We start from the raw sequence: 15863 nt of genomic DNA on the forward strand, positions 1-15863 counted from the left end.
TACCTTTGCAGCCCCTAATTTTGAACAATGTCAAAACTTTTTAGCTTCGGATTCTGGAATACAGTTGCAAGAATTATTCTTCGTAACCGTATCCTTATTTTATTTTTAATTCTTGGCGCTACTGTTTTTCTAGGTTTTCAGTGGAAAAATATGCGCTTTTCTTATACAGAAGCGAATTTATTACCTAACGATCACGAAGTAAATCAAGAGTATCAGAAATTTCTTGAAAAATTTGGAGAAGAAGGAAACCTGATTGTCATTGCCACCAACGATTCTACGTTATTTACCCCGAAAAAATTTAGAGCGTGGAATGAATTAGCTGAAAAACTTGACACCTATCCTGAAGTTCAATACACTATAAGCATTGGGAATTTAAAAAAATTGCAAAAATTTTCAGACCCTAATCGTTTTGAACTGGTTCCCATTGTAAAAGAAAAACAGCCTACGCGCGAATCCTTAAAAGGCTACGAAACAGAACTTTTTGACAGCCTTCCTTTTTATGAAGGTTTGGTCTACAGCAAAAAAACGAATACGGTACAAACCGCTGTCTATATGGACAAAGAAGTGGTAAATACCGAAGCGCGAAAACTTTTCGTGTTAAACGAATTAAAACCACTTTTAGATGAATTTAAAGCAGAAACGGGAATAGAAATTCACGTTTCCGGAATGCCGTACATTAGAACTTTAAATTCAAAAAATATTATTGATGAAATTCAGTGGTTTGTCGGTGGAGCTTTACTGGTTACCTCGCTAATTTTCTTTTTCTTTTTCCGCTCGGTAAGAGCTACCATAATTTCTATGGTTACGGTTGTTATTGGGGTAATGTGGGCTTTTGGATTTTTAGGCTTGCTTCATTATGAAATCACGGTTTTAACCGCTATTATTCCGCCGCTCATTATTGTTATCGGGATACCAAACTGTATTTTCCTCATTAATAAATACCAACAGGAAATAAAAAAACACGGTAATCAAGCAAAATCGCTTCAACGGGTGATCACCAAAGTCGGGAATGCTACCTTAATGACTAATATTACAACGGCTTCCGGTTTTGCTACCTTTATTATTACGGAAAGTACGCTGCTGAAAGAATTTGGTATTGTAGCTTCTATAAATATTCTGGCAATATTTGTACTGAGCTTATTAATTATTCCGATTATTTACAGTTTTATGTCGCCGCCTAAAGAAAAACATTTGCGACATTTAGGTAAAACGTGGATTGAAGGTTTCGTAAATTGGATTGAACGCACCGTTCGTTATCGTAGAATTACTATTTACCTAGCTTCCGTAGTTTTATTAATGGCGAGTATGATCGGTATTTACCTCATTAAAGTTTCTGGAAGTCTATTGGAAGATATGCCTAAAGAAGCGGAATTTTTTCAGGATATTGAATTTTTCGAGGAAGAATTCAACGGAATAATGCCGCTCGAAATTTTAATTAATACCAAGCGAGAAAAAGGGGTCGTAAAATTATCGACCTTAAAACGAATGCAAGAACTCGAAGAATTATTGGTCGACGTTCCCGAGCTTTCGAAACCAATTTCTGTCTTAGATCTCGTTAAATATAGCAAACAAGCTTATTATAACGGGAATCCTAAATATTTTCAATTGCCGAGTTCACAAGAAAAGAACTTTATTTTTCCCTATCTAAAAACCTTATCGAGTAAAGATCAAGATTTAAATGCTTTTGTAGATTCTACCGGTCAATTTGCGCGAATGACCTTTTTTATGAAAGATATCGGAACCGATGAAATGGAACGTATTGAAGCTAATCTATGGCCAAAAATTAATAAAATTTTCCCACCGGAACGCTATGAAGTTACGATGACAGGAAAAGCACTCGTTTTTCAAAAAGGAACCAATTATCTAGTGAAAAACTTAATTATTTCGCTTTCATTAGCTATTTTACTGATTGCAATTTTTATGGCGTGGATGTTCCGTTCTTTTAAAATGATTATAATTTCACTTATTCCGAATTTATTACCGCTGTTAATTACCGCAGGAATGATGGGCTATTTTGGCATTCCCATAAAACCTTCTACCATTTTGGTTTTCAGCATTGCCTTCGGGATTTCAGTAGATGATACGATTCACTTTTTAGCAAAATACAGACAAGAGCTTAAACACCATAATTGGAAAATTAAAAAATCGGTTTATCCTGCTTTACGCGAAACTTCCGTCAGTATGTTTTATACTTCTATTGTGTTGTTCTTTGGATTTTCTGTATTTATGATTAGTAGTTTTGGTGGAACTGTCGCGCTAGGTGGTTTGGTTTCTTCTACCCTACTTTTTGCAATGCTATCGAATTTACTTTTATTGCCTTCTTTATTGCTTTCCTTAGAGAAAAATATCGCAAATAAGGAAACCTTAAAAGAACCACATCTTCAAATTATCGATGATGAAGAAGATGAGAAGTTGTAATCTTAGATTATAGTTTTAAATAAGATCGATTGATTTACTTATAAAACTTAATTATCATAATAGCGATTCAGTGAGAATCATCAATCGACATAATCAGAAGCAATAACAATATAGGGGATTCCAAATTCTTTTTCTAGTTTTTTCAATTTAGCTAAATAATCACCATAATTAATAAAACTTGAAAGTTTAAAAGAAAATAAAAGAATAGCATAAGTTTTACCACTTTCAAAAGAAAGCTCAGATTTAGAACTATTCAGTGTTTTGATAACCATTCCATCAAAAACATTAGGCTCCTGTAGTTTATCTTCAATATTTTTATTTGTTATAGAGCTAATTTTACAATTCTGATCGATTGGAGTTAAATTTTTACAACTTACCCAAGAATTATTTTTGACAAAATTAACAACTCCTAAGTCATTTTCTTGAGATTCTTTAAAGTTATCAGGTTTTTTTGACTCTTTTGATATAAAAAATAATTGAGATTTATCTACATTGATTGTATTTGAAATTTTTTTTGCAAAATTTTCTACATTAATTTGATCCGTTTCCTGAGAAAAAATAATTCCGGAAACCAAAAAGAAAAATATTATTAATTGTAAATTATTTTTTTTCATATTTATGCTTTTATATAAAGTAATGGAAGTTTAAAATTTAAAAAGGCACATACATTTTATGTGCCTTTCTAAATTATTTTTTTTAATTCAATTCGTAATCAATAATATACAAAAAGTTTCCTGATTCTGTAATTTGTTTTTCATAATCTCCTTCAAGTAATGTCAGAGTACCTAATTCTGAAGCATCTTTAGTGATGTCATTTTTCAGTGAAAAAATTTCAAAATCATTGGCTTGTTCTGCATCAGGATGGTTTACAATTTCACTTGGTGCATACATATAGAATTTATCATCCATTAAAACACCCTCATAAACTAGAGTAGCAGTTTCTTCATTATATTCGGGTAGAATAGGCGAATAAGGCAATCCTCTCTTTTCACATCCTACATTTATTGATATGCCAGCACAAACACCAAATCCACTACCACAATCAACGTCAGTCTCATCTTTACCAGCTGGAGGATTAATTTCAAAATATGGATTAATTTCAAAAACAAATTTATATCCATCAGGACAAATGCCTTGCGTTTTATTTAAGCCTGAATTTCCTTCAAATTCAATTTCGTTTGTAGTTTCAGTCTTAATTGGTTTTTCAGCAACAGTTTCATTTGAAATTGATTCACTTTCACATGAACTAAATGTGACCAATAGAATAAGATAGAATAAGATAGAATAAGATTTCATAAAAATAATTTTTAGATTTGTTCGAAACTAAAGAAAATATGTGTAAGAGAAAAAATATATCATTATTTATTCTGTTAATATTTAGCACTTTATGTTACTCTCAACAAAACCAAGCTTTATCTAAAAAATCCCTTTGGATAGAAGCTAAAGCTGGTTTATCTTTTTACAATCGGGAGTTGGCAAGAATTAATAACGAAAATATTAATTACCAAAAGGTTAATAATTCACTACGCTTAGAAATTATTCCGCAGCTAAATTATGCGATTGCCGACAGAGTATTTATCGGTGGTCAAATCGGGATTGGGTACGATTCTTTTGAAGAAAAAACGCTTAACAAAAACAATACTTCTTATAATTATAAAATTGGAGCGCAACTGCAATATTACTTTTTAAAAATTACTCCTCAATTTTATTTACGAAGTGAACTCGGGGCGAATTTCAATCATTTAAACATGAATTTTTCAGTAAATAGGTCTAATAATTATCTAAAAACCTATCTCGATGCCGGGTTCAGTTTTCTACCAAAAGAAAATTGGATGGTTTCAATTTTCTTTAAAGACATTTTCACCTATCATTCAAGTTCTCCAAATTTTGAAAACCGAAACGATTTTGAGTCCAGTGTTATTTTTCAAGATTTCATCCGCTTTCCGCATTTTTCAGTTTCATATCAATTGAATTGAAAAATTCATGAAAATCAACGCACTTTAAATTAAACTTGCGCTTGCCAAGCTTTTACAGAAAAAGTATCTTTGCGACTTAAATTTTTGTCATTCATGAAACACCATAAAATTGCCGAATTATTAAAGACCGAACATTTATTACAAGACTATACCGTAAAAGGTTGGGTTCGGGCATTTAGAAGTAATCGATTTATTTCTTTAAACGATGGTTCTACCATCAATAATTTGCAATGTGTCGTAGATTTTGAAAACACACCAGAAGAGGTTTTACAACAAATTAATGTCGGCGCGGCGATTTCAGTAAAAGGAACGCTAAAAGAAAGCGAAGGAAAAGGACAACGCGTAGAAATTGAAGCGCAAGAAATTAAAATTTTAGGCGAGGCAAATCCAGAGGAGGTTAAAAAAACCATTCTTTCCCCTAAACGCCACACGCTAGAAAAACTACGCGAACAAGCGCATTTACGCGTGCGTACTAACACGTTTAGCGCGGTTATGCGCGTGCGTTCTAAACTTTCGTTTGCCGTACATCAATATTTTCAGCAAAACGGATTTAATTACGTAAACACGCCAATTATTACCGGAAGTGATGCTGAAGGAGCCGGCGAAATGTTTAAAGTGACAAATTTCAATTTAAAAGACACGCCTAAAAACGAAGATGGGGAGATTGACTTTAAAAAAGATTTCTTCGGAAAAGAAACAAACCTTACCGTTAGCGGTCAATTAGAAGCCGAAACTTACGCGTTAGGATTAGGACAAGTGTATACCTTCGGACCAACATTTAGAGCTGAAAACTCAAATACTTCTCGACATTTAGCAGAATTTTGGATGATTGAACCTGAGGTTGCTTTTTGCGACCTTGACGGAAATATGGATCTCGCGGAAGATTTTATAAAATATGTATTGAATTATATTTTAGAGAATTGCGATGACGATCTTGATTTTCTTGAAAACAGAATTATTCAGGAAGATAAATCGAAGCCAGAAAGTGAGCGTCAACCAATGAAGTTACGGGAAAAATTAAAATTCATTACCGAAAATAATTTTAAGCGTGTAAGCTATACTGAAGCCATCGATATTCTTAAAAATTCAAAACCGAATAAAAAGAAGAAATTCAATTATATTATTAAGGAATGGGGCGCAGATTTACAAAGTGAACACGAACGTTTTTTAGTTGAAAAACACTTTAAATGTCCGGTTATTTTATTCGATTATCCAGCAAACATTAAAGCGTTTTATATGCGCTTAAATGAAGACGAAAAAACCGTTCGCGCTATGGATATTTTATTCCCAGGAATTGGAGAAATTGTTGGCGGTTCACAACGGGAAGAACGTTTAGAAGTGCTTCAACAAAAAATGAACGAATTAGGCATCGACGAAAAAGAATTGTGGTGGTATTTAGATACGCGTAAATTCGGAACTTGCGTTCATAGCGGATTTGGTTTAGGATTTGAACGTTTAGTTTTATTTGCGACTGGAATGACCAATATTCGCGATGTAATTCCTTACCCGAGAACACCTCAAAACGCAGAATTTTAATTAATATTTAGAAAAGTAATATTTTTGACCTTGTAGATTGCGATAAACCTACAAGGTCTTTTTATTTAAAGGTGGTTTGAAAAATGAAAATAATTGAAAAACATATTGTTCCTAAAATTGAGGAAGCCATTAGGATGCAAGAATACGCTCCAAGAGTGTTTAAAACATTGGCTACCCGCAGCGCCGTTAAAAAAAACATTAAGAAAAATCTAATACTCTTAGACGGGAAACCTGCTAATACGGGTGATTGGATTAAAAAAGGGCAAGTGTTACAATTACTTCAAGAAGAAAAAGCCAAAAAAGTATTTCGATTAAAGCTGAAAGTAATTTTTGAAGATGAATATTTAGCGGTAATCCATAAACCTGCCGGATATCCAACCAGCGGAAACTACTTTAAAACTATTGAAAATGCACTTTCTTTCAATTTGAAAACATCTACAACGCCTGATGCTTTGTTACTCCCTTTACCTGTTCATCGTTTAGACAATCCTACCAGCGGTTTATTGATTATAGCCAAGACCAAACAAGCACAAATTAAACTAAATGCTACTTTTGAAAATAAAGAAATTGAGAAATCATATTTGGCAATTGTAAGCGGAGACCTTCCTGAAAAAGGAAAAATTAAGGATGAAATTGAAGGTAAAAATGCAGAAACTGTTTTTAAAAAACTTCAAAAATTTTATAAAACTGAACAAGAATTCAGTTTAGTGGAATTATATCCTAAAACCGGAAGAACACATCAATTAAGGATTCATTTAAGTAATTTAGCACATCCTATCGTTGGTGATGAGCAATATGGGTCTAAAGTTAAAGCCCAAGGAATTTACCTAACCGCTTTTTCTCTTCAATTTAATCATCCTATACTTCAGGAAAAGCTGAATTTTAAAAGTGATTTGCCTAAAAAGTTTGAAAAATTCTTGAAGTAATTCCCTTTAACCGCTTAAGTTCATCTTTCATACTTATACTTTATTTTTATAGTAGGGTTTATATAATATAACTTTTTACTCCAAGCCCAAACCCCTTCTACCCGTTCTTGACTTGTTCTTGCATACCAACCTTGGTCACGGTAATTATGCCAAGATCTGTTTTCTTTTTCTCTAGAATACATTAAAACGGGATAAGTCATAAACTGACTATCATTTTTTTGGTTTGGATTAGGGTTTACCGTTTCTATTGAAACACATATTCCACTTGTGGGAAAAGGAATGTGGTAATTTTTAAGCTTCACTTTTAATTCTTGCTTTTTATTTTCTACAGATTTTAATAAAATATCTTCATAAGAAAGTAATTTTCCAGGTTCATTTTTAGTTGAGTCATATTCATAAAATTTTATTCTAAACCAAGTTAACCTGCTATTAGAATAAAGATTATCTTTTTTATTTACCCAAAATGAAACTTCTTCAATTTTGCCTTTTTTTTCTTTTGGGTTTTCAAAATAAATAGTCTGTTCCATACCAAACTGAACCCCTACACTACTTGAAAACCAATTCTTTCTTGCCCCTATTGTATGAGAAAAACCGTACTTTTTCCGTTTAACAGAGAGTATAATTTCATCTATTTTTTCTTTTTCCTCTTCAAGGTATATCAATTTGTATTCTGAAGGATAAGCAAGAATATTTTTTACCGGAATTTTAATTGAAGTATATCCTAAATAGCTAATTAATAACGTATCTTTTTTAAAATTCTTCAAATTCAAAGTAAATTCCCCATTGGCATCTGTATTCGTACCAACACGTTTATTTAAAATACTAATATTTACATAACTCAAAACTTCTGAATTCTTGCTTGCCTTTATCTGAGAATTAAAGTTTTGCCCTACACAAACAAATGGAAATAATAATACGATGAGAAATTTCATGGATTCTGAAAAAGTTATACTTACAGAATAACGGATAATTATTCAAAAAATTGGTTTAAAACAAACCATATTCAATAAGTTAACAATTTTTTTGTATCAAGTCTTATGCCGTTTTCGTTACCTTTGTAGTAATCACATTTCAATTATATGTTAAAACAACAACTCAATTTTAAACTTTCACAAAAGCTTTCACCCCAACAAATCCAGTTGATGAAGCTTATACAACTTCCAACGCAAGCGTTTGAACAACGTGTAAAACAAGAGTTGGAAGACAATCCTGCATTGGATAGTGGAAAAGAAAAATCTGAGGAAAATGAATTTGACGAGGAATTTAAAAATGATGAGCGCGATGATGATCACGAAGTAATTGAAACGGATATTAATGTTGATGAGTATTTAAGTGACGATGAAATTCCGAGTTACCGATTGCAGGCAAATAATTACAGTAAAGATGATGATGAAAAGAAAGTGCCTTACGCTGCCGGAACATCTTTTTCACAATTCTTAAAAACACAACTTCAAACGTTTCGTTTTAAAGATGATGAGATGAAAATTGCTGAATTCCTTGTAGGAAGCGTTGATGAAAGTGGTTACATAAGAAGAGATGTTCCCGATATTGTCGACGATTTGGCATTTACTCAAAATGTATATACCGATGAGGAAACGGTAGAACGAATTTTTAAGTATGTTCACAAGTTAGATCCTGCGGGAGTTGGTGCGCGTTCTTTACAAGAATGTTTGCTAATTCAACTACGCAGAAAAACCCCTACAGAAAGTGTGGAATTGGCCATTGATATTATGCAAAATGGTTTCGACCAATTCACTAAAAAGCATTATCAAAAATTACTTTCAAAATTCGATATCTCTGAAGATCAGCTGCGAAGTGCTATTGAAGAAATTGAGCATTTAAACCCAAAACCGGGTGGTGCTTATTCCGGCAATACGCGTATTGTTGAACACGTGGTCCCAGATTTTACTATAAAAATTAAAGATGGCGAATTAGAACTCTCTTTAAACGGAAGAAATGCACCGGAAATGCATGTTTCTCGTGAGTATAACAATATGCTGAAAGGTTATAAAGAATCGAAAGAGAAAACCAAAAAGCAAAAAGATGCGGTCCTTTTTATAAAGCAAAAGTTAGATGCTGCAAAATGGTTTATCGAAGCGATTAGACAACGTCAAGAGACACTTTTTGTAACGATGAATGCAATTATGCATCATCAATACGAATACTTCTTAAGCGGTGATGAGCGTGATTTAAAACCGATGATTTTAAAAGATATCGCCGAAGAAATCGACATGGATGTTTCTACAGTTTCTCGCGTGGCCAACAGCAAATATGTAGATACGCCCTACGGAACAAAATTAATTAAAGAATTCTTTTCTGAATCGATGAAAAACGATCAAGGAGAAGATGTTTCCACACGGGAAATCAAGAAGATTTTAGAAATTACCGTGGGCGAAGAAGATAAACGAAAACCGTTAACCGATGATAAATTATCGAAAGTGTTAAAGGAAAAAGGCTATCCTATTGCGCGAAGAACGGTTGCAAAATATCGTGAACAACTTGATATTCCGGTAGCGAGGCTTCGTAAAGAAATTTAAATGAAAATATTTTTTAAAATCGGTTCACAGCTTTTTCATCCTCTTTGGATGCCGTTGGCTGGGACGTTGGTCTATTTTTTAATTAGTCCACGTTTTTTTCCGCTTCCTATTGTGAAAGCGAAAATCTTAGCGATTTTAATTCTTACTATTTTTATCCCGATTATATTTTTTTTCCTGCTGAAGAATTTAGGTTTGACAAAATCAATTCATTTAAAAAGTACACACGAACGGAGATTACCGCTACTTTTCTTTTCCTTGCTCATAATCACCATTTTAAACTTTATTGTTGGAAATAATAATTATCCTGAACTCTATTATTTTTTTAGCGGAATTTTATATTCAAGTTTACTTGCGCTTCTTTCTAGTGTTTTCAAGATAAAAGTCAGTTTACATATGATGGGCGCTGCAGGTTTCACCACTTTTTTAATTTCATTGAGTGTTTTATACGGTACAAATTTAACCTATGTAATTGGCTTTTTAATTTTTATGTTAGGTTGGATAGGTTCTTCTCGATTGGCGTTAAAAGCACATACTCAAAAAGAAATCTTACTTGGCTTACTTTGCGGTTGTTTACCTCAATTATTGCTGCTAATTCTTCCGAACATTCACCATTAAAGAATGTAAAACATAAAACCTACTTTAATTGTATTTAAACCCACGCTTTCAGTAGAGTTTTTTATTGTTCCGTCGAAAAATTCATTTAAACTGTAATACACGTGAAAATTAAATGTGTTGTAGCCAAACGTAAACGTAAGTCCGGTTCGCCATTTATTAAGTTCAGGAATATCTCTTAATTTAATTTGTTCACCTGAATTTTTATAGTTTGCTTTAAAATAATAAATATAACCTAAACGAACTCCTGCATAAATTCGCCAAAATTTATGCGAAGTCGGTGTTGAATTACGCCAACGGAATTGCAAAGGAACTTCAGCTAAATAAATGGTATGCCGGTTTGTGTCGTAATTAATATCTTCATCAATAACCTGAAATTCAGTAGTATTTTGTGCGTCTTTGGTCAACAAAAGATCGTAACCAAATGAGTTTATTGAAGTTCCCAGTCCAGCGCCAAATGCTAAAGTTCTCTTTTTATTTATCGGCATATCGCGGATAAAACCTAAATGCATTCCTCCGGAAAAACCGGATTGATCAACTCCTCTTGGTTTATTTACCAGTAGATTAAAAGTGAATCCTAAATAAAACTGATCTTCTCGATAGAGACTGTCAATTTTTGTTGTTCCAACTACAATCGATTCATTTTGTTCATTTTCAGCTTCTATTTGGCTAAAGCATGGAAGAGAACTCAAATAAAAAATGAAAGCAAAACAGATATACTTTTTCATACGGAAAAGATAGAAAATATCTAAAATAAAAAAACATCCAAATAAATTATTTGGATGTTTTTAACTATTCTGATTAAATAAATATTACTGAAGGTTTTGTGAAGCTTCACCCGTTTTGGTGGTGTAATTTACACGATAAGCTTCTGCTCTTCTTAATTCATATTTAATATCCGAAACCAATCCCATATTAGTTTCCTTATCAATCTTTAAAGCGGTTGTTAACTCACTCTGTAACTCTTCTCTTTTAGACTCCCGCTCTTCAATAATAAACTGCTGAATATCTTTAATATTAGCAAACTTATCATTTAACTGAATTCTAGATTCTGTACCGTATTGACTTTTATATCGATCACTAGGTTTACCCGCGTAGATATACATAATCAAGTCTTTTTTCTGTAATTTTTCAACTTGATCTGCGTACGGAAGTTCGTTTTCTATCATTAAAGTAGTATCTCTCATTACCGTTGCTACCATAAAAAAGAATAACAGCATAAATACAATATCTGGCAAGGATGCCGTAGAAATTGCAGGTAATTCACCACTTTTTTTCTTTTTAAATTTAGACATAATTTCTTTTTATTAGTCTGAATTAATTTCTCTTCTTAGGCTCTGCTTCAGAAAGTTTCATAGGAAACATTTCTCTAATCACCTTGATATTCTCTTCAAGTTGCGCTTTATTACCATCGTACTCTGGACTATTAAAATCTTCTTCCATTTTTCTGAAAGAGGTTCCAAATAATCGTTGCGCTTCTCTATCTCTCAAGAAATTATACGCTGCTGTAAGCTCATTACGAACCGCGATATACATACTGTAATCGGTTTCACGGTCATTTTGTAATGAAATAATTGCTTTTACAGGGTTATCTGAAGATTCTGGATCTCCTTGTCCTTGACAATACTCACACGCTTCACTTCCAGAACCGCCACCATTATCTAAAAACTCGATAGCTGATTCACGAAGTTCTGTTAATTCCATTTTATCATCTTCTACAAAAAGTTCATTTCCTCCGTTAATTAATACAAGGAAAATATTTTTTTGTTTTACAGGTGGTGGATCTTGTGGTTCTTCTTCAATAGGCGGCAATTTACTATTTAAACCTTTGTCGGTTTCAATAGTAGTTGTCACCAAAAAGAAAATTAAGAGTAGGAAGGCAATATCTGCCATTGAACCTGCATTTACTTCTGGTGCCGATCTTTTTGCCATAATTATTTACTTAATTTCTTAATTCCTGAGAATACCATTGCACCTACTGCAATTAGAGCCAAAATATAAAATGTTCTTAGACCCATATTCACTAAGGTTACACCGCCTGATGATAGCATTTCACCATTATTCATTTCAACTGGAGTAGTATCTCCAGGAATTAAATAAGCGATAAAAATTATAATAGCGAAAACCCCTATAGATAACAATGTGTTTTTTACATTTCCTGTAAATAAATCTTTCAGTACAAAAATAAGTACTAAGATAATTACAGCAACAAACACCGCATATGTTAAGTATATAAGCGGATTTATCATACTAGACTGCAAATCTGCAGAACTCTCGATAGCAGCATCACCTTCGATCACAATTCTTGCAAGAAGAATGAGACCGATAACACCGATGACGATTGCTAAATATTTTAAAACTTTATGTAAAGTCATAATAGTTATATCTAATTATAAATTATCTTCTTTTCTTATAGTCTACAAGAATGTCAATCAATGTGATTGATGCATCTTCCATATCATTTACAATACTGTCGATTTTAGCAATGATATAGTTATAGAAAATCTGAAGAATAACTGCTACAATAAGACCAAATACGGTTGTTAAAAGTGCAATTTTAATACCGCCTGCTACTAAAGAAGGTTGCATATCTCCTGCTGCTTCAATTCTATCGAATGCTTCAATCATACCAAGTACAGTACCCATAAACCCAAGCATTGGCGCTAAGGCAATAAATAAAGAAACCCAAGATACGTTTTTCTCAAGTTGCCCCATTTGTACACCACCATAAGCTACCACAGCTTTTTCAGCAGATTCGATGCTCTCATCAGCACGATCTAAACCTTGGTAATAAATAGAAGCAACTGGTCCTTTTGTATTTCTACAAACTTCTTTTGCAGCTTCAACTCCGCCGCTATTTAGTGCATCTTCTACGTTTTGAGCTAATTTTTTTGAATTAGTTGTAGATAAATTCAAATAAATAATACGCTCAATGGCAATTGCCAACCCTAAGATTAAACATAAAAGTACAATTCCCATAAATACAGGACCACCTTCTATGAAACGTTTTTTAAGGGTTTGATGAAAGCTAAGTTGTTCATCAGCATTATCTGCGGGAGCTGCCTCCTCATCTTCTTGAATAAAATTGGCAGTAACAACAGATGGAAACGCATTTGCATTATTTGTCGCGTTCGCAGTAAGGCCTCCGAAGACCATAATTGTAGCGATTACCAGAATAGAAAATAATCTTTTCATTACGTTTTGTCTTAATTTAATTAGTTAAAGGGTTAAATATATATAAAAAATCTTAGTTAATAAAAAATGCTTTAGCAGAGAGGAAGGGATTCGAACCCTCGATACGCTTGTGACGTATACACACTTTCCAGGCGTGCGCCTTCGACCACTCGGCCACCTCTCTAATTTATCACTTTTTAAAGGGACGGCAAATAACAAAAAAAAAATAAGTCCTTAAAATATGGGACGTTAATTTTTCATAACATTTCACCCCGCAAAGAAGTTTCAAAAATAGTTTTAAATACTTTAGGCGACAATTCTTTAGGTAGTAAATACATCATTTTTGCTACTGCAGATTCTGTGGTAATATCTTTTCCTGAAATAACTCCTATTTTCTCCAAACGCGTACTGGTGGCGTAATGACCCATAACTACACTACCGCCAATACATTGAGTTACGTTTACAATAAAGATGCCGTTTTCCATAGCTTCTTGCAATAAATTTATAAACCAATCTTCATCACACGCATTTCCACTACCGTAGGTTTCCATGATAATTCCTTTTAATCCTTTTGTTGAAATTAACTGGTGTATTATATTTTCGTTAATTCCTGGAAAAAGTTTTAAAATCATGATATTATTGTCCAATTCTTTGTGAACAATTAATTTTTTTCTTCGGTTTGCTTTTTTTAACATCGGTTCATTTACTTCTAAATGAACGCCTGATTCTGCCAAAGCCGGATAATTTAAAGAATTGAATGCCTGAAAATGTTCTGCATTAATTTTTGTAGTCCGGTTGGCGCGATAAAGTTTATACTCAAAATAGAGTCCAACCTCAGCGATTACATTCTTTCCGTTTTTCTTTAGACCGGCTAATTGAATTGAAGTAATTAAATTTTCTTTTGCATCGGTTCTTAAATCTCCAATCGGTAATTGTGAACCGGTGTAAATAATAGGTTTGCTTAAATTTTCGAACATAAAACTTAAGGCAGAAGCTGAATAAGACATTGTATCACTTCCGTGAAGCACTACAAAACCATCGTAGATTTCATAATTTTCTTCGATGATAGTGGCAATTTCTTTATAATATTCAGGATTCATATTCGAAGAATCCATCGGCTCCTCAAAACTTACTGTTTCAATTTCGTGATCTAACAATTTTAATTCCGGAATACTATGTAATAATTCATCAAAATTAAAAGGACGTAATGCTCCAGTTTCAAAATCTTTAATCATACCAATAGTTCCGCCGGTATAGATCAGTAATATTTTGGAATGGTTTCTCATGCTAACACGAATATTTTTTCAGCATTCGCTGAAGTGACTTTCGCAATTTCTTCTTTAGAAACTCCGTAAATAGCTGCTAATTTTTCTTGAATTTTTACCAAATAACTGCTTTCGTTTCGTTTTCCACGGAAAGGTTTGGGCGCTAAATAAGGCGAATCGGTTTCTAAAACGATTTCTTTCAAATCAATTTCAGCTAAAAACTGATCTATTTTTCCGTTTTTAAAAGTCGCCACACCACCAATTCCTAATTTCATATTATATGATAAAGCTTGTTTTGCTTGGGTTAAACTTCCGGTAAAGCAATGAAAAATCCCGAATAAATCCGGCGACTTTTCTTCCCCTAAAATTTCAAAGATTTCATCGAAAGCTTTTCGGCAATGAATTACAATAGGAAGTTTATATTTTTTTGCCAATTTTATTTGACGTCGAAACGCGTCCTGTTGAATAGAAAGCGTTGAAGTATCCCAATGCAAATCGATACCAATTTCTCCAATAGCCACAAATTTTCGCTTTTCAAGTTGCTCTTCTACGTGCGCCAATTCTTCTTCATAATTCTCCTGCACCGAAACCGGATGAAGTCCCATCATTAAAAACATTCTCTCGGGATAGGCTTTTTCTAACGCGTACATTGCTTCTGTCGTTTCAGAATCTATTGCCGGTAAAAAAAACTGTTCTACTCCTGCTTCAATTGCACGTCCTACAACTTCATTGCGATCGTCGTCGAAAGCTGAACTATATAAATGCGTATGTGTATCAATTAATTTCATGCTGCAAATCTAAGAACTCTAGCTGAATTTTAACGAAGCAAATTCAGAAGCTTTTTATGGGTTAAAGCACTATTTTTTACCAGTGTTTTAAAAAATTTAAACGCAATTAAAATGTTAGGTTATCTTTGCTGAAAAAAATTTAATGCCTTCTTTACGGAATTTTTTATTAGAAAAAGGTTTTCAACGTATAAAATTGAAAACTACAGCAACAAACCATTTGGAATTAACCGCTTCTATAAACGGCGTTGAAGGTAGTTTTATTTTAGATACCGGCGCATCTAGTTCTTGCGTAGGAACTGATGCGGTAAAATATTTTGATTTATTTGCTGAAGATAGTGATATAAAAGCTGCCGGAGCCGGCGCAACAAATATGCTAACACGCGTTTCCACAAAAAACACCTTGCAAATAGGAAATTGGAAAAAGAAAAAATGTGATCTCGTGGTTTTCGATTTAAGTCACGTGAACCAAGCTTTGAGTGATCATGACGCAAATACAGTTCACGGAATAATTGGTGCTGACGTTCTAAAGAAAGGAAAAGCGGTAATTGATTATAAAGGGAAGTGTGTCTATTTAAAATAATATTTTACATAAAAAGCTCACGAGGTATTAAACTCTTTGGCGGTGCCAATA

Annotated in this window: 17 protein-coding genes and 1 tRNA gene; 7 read left to right on the forward strand and 11 right to left on the reverse strand. The window is 33.1% G+C overall.

The genetic code is table 11. From position 1 onward, the window contains the following. Positions 1 to 27: 27 nt before the first annotated feature. Positions 28 to 2418: an efflux RND transporter permease subunit gene (locus ACFFGL_RS07435; protein ID WP_309727020.1), complete on the forward strand. Its 2391-nt coding sequence runs from the start codon at positions 28 to 30 to the stop codon at positions 2416 to 2418. Between the two features lie 80 nt (positions 2419 to 2498). Here ACFFGL_RS07435 and ACFFGL_RS07440 read toward each other — a convergent pair whose 3' ends face one another. Together ACFFGL_RS07440 and ACFFGL_RS07445 are read right to left on the reverse strand one after the other, a co-directional pair. Continuing rightward, positions 2499 to 3032: a hypothetical protein gene (locus tag ACFFGL_RS07440; RefSeq protein ID WP_309727019.1), complete on the reverse strand. Its 534-nt coding sequence runs from the start codon at positions 3030 to 3032 to the stop codon at positions 2499 to 2501. Between the two features lie 82 nt (positions 3033 to 3114). Continuing rightward, a complete protein-coding gene (locus ACFFGL_RS07445; RefSeq protein WP_309727018.1) occupies positions 3115 to 3714 on the reverse strand; it encodes a hypothetical protein in 600 nt (199 codons plus the stop codon). A 38-nt stretch (positions 3715 to 3752) separates the two neighbouring features. On the opposite strand from ACFFGL_RS07445, the gene ACFFGL_RS07450 reads away from it, so the two are divergent. From ACFFGL_RS07450 to ACFFGL_RS07460, 3 genes are all read left to right on the forward strand, one after another. Then, on the forward strand, positions 3753 to 4394 hold the full coding sequence (locus ACFFGL_RS07450; RefSeq protein WP_309727017.1) for a hypothetical protein: 642 nt from the start codon (positions 3753 to 3755) through the stop codon (positions 4392 to 4394). A gap of 93 nt (positions 4395 to 4487) precedes the next feature. Next, a complete protein-coding gene (asnS, locus tag ACFFGL_RS07455; RefSeq protein ID WP_309727016.1) occupies positions 4488 to 5930 on the forward strand; it encodes an asparagine--tRNA ligase in 1443 nt (480 codons plus the stop codon). 83 nt (positions 5931 to 6013) lie between these two features. Further along, entirely contained in the window at positions 6014 to 6856 is an 843-nt protein-coding gene (locus ACFFGL_RS07460; RefSeq protein WP_309727015.1) for an RluA family pseudouridine synthase, read from the forward strand. 20 nt (positions 6857 to 6876) lie between these two features. Here ACFFGL_RS07460 and ACFFGL_RS07465 read toward each other — a convergent pair whose 3' ends face one another. Beyond that, positions 6877 to 7788 carry a carboxypeptidase-like regulatory domain-containing protein gene (locus ACFFGL_RS07465; RefSeq protein ID WP_309727014.1) on the reverse strand — a complete coding sequence of 304 codons (912 nt, stop codon included), beginning with the start codon at positions 7786 to 7788 and terminating at the stop codon, positions 6877 to 6879. Positions 7789 to 7935: 147 nt separating this feature from the next. On the opposite strand from ACFFGL_RS07465, the gene rpoN reads away from it, so the two are divergent. After that, positions 7936 to 9393, forward strand: coding sequence for an RNA polymerase factor sigma-54 (rpoN, locus tag ACFFGL_RS07470; RefSeq protein ID WP_309727013.1), 1458 nt, complete (start codon positions 7936 to 7938; stop codon positions 9391 to 9393). Beyond that, complete coding sequence (locus tag ACFFGL_RS07475; RefSeq protein ID WP_309727012.1) at positions 9394 to 10008, forward strand: hypothetical protein; 615 nt, start codon at positions 9394 to 9396, stop codon at positions 10006 to 10008. Here ACFFGL_RS07475 and ACFFGL_RS07480 read toward each other — a convergent pair. From ACFFGL_RS07480 to ACFFGL_RS07515, 8 genes are all read right to left on the reverse strand, one after another. Further along, positions 10005 to 10733, reverse strand: coding sequence for a porin family protein (locus ACFFGL_RS07480; RefSeq protein ID WP_309727011.1), 729 nt, complete (start codon positions 10731 to 10733; stop codon positions 10005 to 10007). The two genes, ACFFGL_RS07475 and ACFFGL_RS07480, sit on opposite strands and share 4 nt — an antisense overlap. Before the next feature lie 84 nt (positions 10734 to 10817). Then, a complete protein-coding gene (locus ACFFGL_RS07485; RefSeq protein WP_309727010.1) occupies positions 10818 to 11300 on the reverse strand; it encodes an ExbD/TolR family protein in 483 nt (160 codons plus the stop codon). Positions 11301 to 11322: 22 nt separating this feature from the next. Beyond that, the gene (locus ACFFGL_RS07490; protein ID WP_309727009.1) at positions 11323 to 11937 is read right to left on the reverse strand and encodes an ExbD/TolR family protein; all 615 of its coding nucleotides are present in this window, start codon (positions 11935 to 11937) and stop codon (positions 11323 to 11325) included. Positions 11938 to 11939: 2 nt separating this feature from the next. Further along, entirely contained in the window at positions 11940 to 12380 is a 441-nt protein-coding gene (locus tag ACFFGL_RS07495; protein ID WP_309727008.1) for a hypothetical protein, read from the reverse strand. Positions 12381 to 12402: 22 nt separating this feature from the next. Further along, positions 12403 to 13200: a MotA/TolQ/ExbB proton channel family protein gene (locus ACFFGL_RS07500; protein WP_309727007.1), complete on the reverse strand. Its 798-nt coding sequence runs from the start codon at positions 13198 to 13200 to the stop codon at positions 12403 to 12405. A gap of 75 nt (positions 13201 to 13275) precedes the next feature. Further along, a tRNA-Ser gene (locus tag ACFFGL_RS07505) sits at positions 13276 to 13363 on the reverse strand. A gap of 73 nt (positions 13364 to 13436) precedes the next feature. Further along, the gene (locus ACFFGL_RS07510) at positions 13437 to 14465 is read right to left on the reverse strand and encodes an asparaginase (RefSeq protein ID WP_309727006.1); all 1029 of its coding nucleotides are present in this window, start codon (positions 14463 to 14465) and stop codon (positions 13437 to 13439) included. Next, positions 14462 to 15232: a TatD family hydrolase gene (locus ACFFGL_RS07515; protein ID WP_309727005.1), complete on the reverse strand. Its 771-nt coding sequence runs from the start codon at positions 15230 to 15232 to the stop codon at positions 14462 to 14464. The genes ACFFGL_RS07510 and ACFFGL_RS07515 overlap by 4 nt, the downstream gene beginning before the upstream one ends. A gap of 142 nt (positions 15233 to 15374) precedes the next feature. On the opposite strand from ACFFGL_RS07515, the gene ACFFGL_RS07520 reads away from it, so the two are divergent. Then, the gene (locus tag ACFFGL_RS07520) at positions 15375 to 15812 is read left to right on the forward strand and encodes a retropepsin-like aspartic protease (protein ID WP_309727004.1); all 438 of its coding nucleotides are present in this window, start codon (positions 15375 to 15377) and stop codon (positions 15810 to 15812) included. Positions 15813 to 15863: the final 51 nt, after the last annotated feature.

This window comes from Mesonia maritima, from assembly GCF_042433895.1.
GTDB lineage: Bacteria > Bacteroidota > Bacteroidia > Flavobacteriales > Flavobacteriaceae > Mesonia > Mesonia maritima.

Excerpts from the sequence above, each read along its gene's own strand:
- ACFFGL_RS07435 (WP_309727020.1), top strand. The coding sequence starts at position 28 with ATGTCAAAACTTTTTAGCTTCGGATTCTGGAATACAGTTGCAAGAATT.
- ACFFGL_RS07440 (WP_309727019.1), bottom strand. The coding sequence starts at position 3,032 with ATGAAAAAAAATAATTTACAATTAATAATATTTTTCTTTTTGGTTTCC.
- ACFFGL_RS07445 (WP_309727018.1), bottom strand. The coding sequence starts at position 3,714 with ATGAAATCTTATTCTATCTTATTCTATCTTATTCTATTGGTCACATTT.
- ACFFGL_RS07450 (WP_309727017.1), top strand. The coding sequence starts at position 3,753 with ATGTGTAAGAGAAAAAATATATCATTATTTATTCTGTTAATATTTAGC.
- asnS (WP_309727016.1), top strand. The coding sequence starts at position 4,488 with ATGAAACACCATAAAATTGCCGAATTATTAAAGACCGAACATTTATTA.
- ACFFGL_RS07460 (WP_309727015.1), top strand. The coding sequence starts at position 6,014 with ATGAAAATAATTGAAAAACATATTGTTCCTAAAATTGAGGAAGCCATT.
- ACFFGL_RS07465 (WP_309727014.1), bottom strand. The coding sequence starts at position 7,788 with ATGAAATTTCTCATCGTATTATTATTTCCATTTGTTTGTGTAGGGCAA.
- rpoN (WP_309727013.1), top strand. The coding sequence starts at position 7,936 with ATGTTAAAACAACAACTCAATTTTAAACTTTCACAAAAGCTTTCACCC.
- ACFFGL_RS07475 (WP_309727012.1), top strand. The coding sequence starts at position 9,394 with ATGAAAATATTTTTTAAAATCGGTTCACAGCTTTTTCATCCTCTTTGG.
- ACFFGL_RS07480 (WP_309727011.1), bottom strand. The coding sequence starts at position 10,733 with ATGAAAAAGTATATCTGTTTTGCTTTCATTTTTTATTTGAGTTCTCTT.
- ACFFGL_RS07485 (WP_309727010.1), bottom strand. The coding sequence starts at position 11,300 with ATGTCTAAATTTAAAAAGAAAAAAAGTGGTGAATTACCTGCAATTTCT.
- ACFFGL_RS07490 (WP_309727009.1), bottom strand. The coding sequence starts at position 11,937 with ATGGCAAAAAGATCGGCACCAGAAGTAAATGCAGGTTCAATGGCAGAT.
- ACFFGL_RS07495 (WP_309727008.1), bottom strand. The coding sequence starts at position 12,380 with ATGACTTTACATAAAGTTTTAAAATATTTAGCAATCGTCATCGGTGTT.
- ACFFGL_RS07500 (WP_309727007.1), bottom strand. The coding sequence starts at position 13,200 with ATGAAAAGATTATTTTCTATTCTGGTAATCGCTACAATTATGGTCTTC.
- ACFFGL_RS07510 (WP_309727006.1), bottom strand. The coding sequence starts at position 14,465 with ATGAGAAACCATTCCAAAATATTACTGATCTATACCGGCGGAACTATT.
- ACFFGL_RS07515 (WP_309727005.1), bottom strand. The coding sequence starts at position 15,232 with ATGAAATTAATTGATACACATACGCATTTATATAGTTCAGCTTTCGAC.
- ACFFGL_RS07520 (WP_309727004.1), top strand. The coding sequence starts at position 15,375 with ATGCCTTCTTTACGGAATTTTTTATTAGAAAAAGGTTTTCAACGTATA.